Source organism: Streptomyces sp. WELS2, assembly GCF_013870595.1.
Taxonomy (GTDB): Bacteria; Actinomycetota; Actinomycetes; order Streptomycetales; family Streptomycetaceae; genus Streptomyces.
Genome location: NZ_JACBWZ010001051.1, coordinates 1 through 1890, shown reverse-complemented (window position 1 = coordinate 1890; position 1890 = coordinate 1). Strand labels below are relative to the sequence as shown.

General features: G+C 68.5%; 2 protein-coding genes. Both read left to right on the top strand.

What is annotated here, in order from left to right:
* Window positions 1-645: SDR family NAD(P)-dependent oxidoreductase (locus H5J33_RS33475; protein ID WP_181798448.1), on the top strand; the 645-nt coding region annotated here is incomplete at its 5' end.
* A gap of 507 nt (window positions 646-1152) precedes the next feature.
* The coding region (locus H5J33_RS33470; RefSeq protein WP_309485548.1) for an ATP-binding protein at window positions 1153-1890 on the top strand (738 nt) is incomplete at its 3' end.

The following is a 1890-nucleotide window of genomic DNA, read 5'->3' as shown; positions in this document are numbered from 1 at the left end:
GTGGCCAAGGCGCACCTGGGAACGCGCACCAGCCTGGTGGCCGCCGACGTCTCCACCGACGAGGGCGCGGCCCGGGTCGCGGAACTGCTGCCGCGGGTGGACATCCTCGTCAACAACCTCGGCGTCTTCGGCGTCGCCGACCCGCTGGAGATCACCGACGCGGAGTGGCGGCGCTTCTTCGAGGTGAACGTCCTCGCCGCCGTACGGCTGACCCGGCTGTATCTGCCGGGCATGACCGAGCGCGGCTGGGGCCGCGTGCAATACGTGGCGAGCGACTCGGCGGTGGCCGTCCCCGCGGAGATGATCCACTACGGGATGTCGAAGACCGCCCTGCTGGCGGTGAGCCGGGGCTTCGCCAAGAAGGCCGCGGGCACGGGCGTGACGGTGAACTCGGTCATCGCGGGCCCCACCCACACCGGCGGGGTCGAGGACTTCGTATACGAGCTGGTCGACCGGGAGCTGCCCTGGGAGGAGGCACAGCGCGAGTTCATGCGCCGGCACCGTCCGCAGTCCCTGCTCCAGCGGCTGATCGAGCCGGAGGAGATCGCCCACATGGCCGTCTACCTCGCCTCCGATCAGGCGTCGGCGACGACCGGCGGCGCGCTGCGCGTCGACGGCGGGTACGTCGACTCGATCCTCCCCTGAACCGCCCCGGAGGGCGGGGGCGGTGCCCGAACGGGCAGCGGAAAGGGTATCGCGTGACCGATCTCACGATCGTCCGTGCCCGATTCCTTTCATTAACCATACGGTAAATAAACGGTCTGTAAAACGACGCCTCGGCGGACCGTCCGGCCAGTAGGCAGGAGGTATAACGAGATCATAAGTGACCGAAACATGACGACAGTTGACAACACTGACCTGGACAGATAACGTTTCGGTCTGCTATGTGTTTCTAATCTTTAATTCGGGGATCGATCAGCAAAGCCGCGGACACCCCGCATGGATTTCGGCCAATTGTTGGCTGAAATCCATGCGGGGTGTCGACAGTACGCGGCGCAAACGGGAGACCAGAGGATGCAACGCCTCTCGCGATGCAGGCAGGGAACACGCTGTCGCCGCCCTTGTGAACTCTCCACGCACCGTCGCGTGACACCCCGCCGTCACCCATCACCGCGGAAAGCGGAGCATGATCCGGTTCGGAATTGAGAATCCATGGGGAGAGGCACGATGCATATCTTCGGCCGTTCGAGAGAACTCCAGTCCCTGGCCGAGGCATTCACCGACAGCGCACGGGGGAACGGCCGACTCGTGATCATCACGGGGGGCCCCGGATCCGGCAAGACCCAGTTGATGCACGAATTCCTCACCACACTGCACAGCGCCGACGCCCGGGTACTGGCCGGCACGGCCAGTACGGCGGAACGAACCCAGCCGATGAGCCTGGTCGGGCAATTACTCGGCACCGCCGAGGCGGAGAACGCGTTATCACACCCCGGGCCCCCCGCCGTGAGCCCCCCGGCACACGACCGCCACCCTCGCGCCCCCTGGCCCCACACCCTCCCCGCGACCACCGCCCCCCGGGCGGCCGAGGCGCTGCTGCACCTGGTCCCCGGCGAAGGCCCCCTGGTCATCGCCCTCGACGACGCCCACGCCATGGACCCGGACTCCCTGACGACGGTCGTCCACCTGCTGCGCCGCAGCCGCTGCCGGCGGGTGCTCGTGGTGTGCGCCACCTCCGGGCACCTCGGCGCGCTCCACTCGGCCGCGCACACCGAGCTGCTGCGCCAGCCGCACCGGCGGGTCCGGCTGGCCCCGCTGTCGGAGGCGAGCGTCGGCGAACTGCTCGCCGCCCAGGCCGGACGCGTCCTGCCGGGATCCGTGTGCGACGCCTACCACCAGGCCACCGCCGGCAACCCGCTGCTCGTGCACGCCCTGCTGGACGACAGCGCC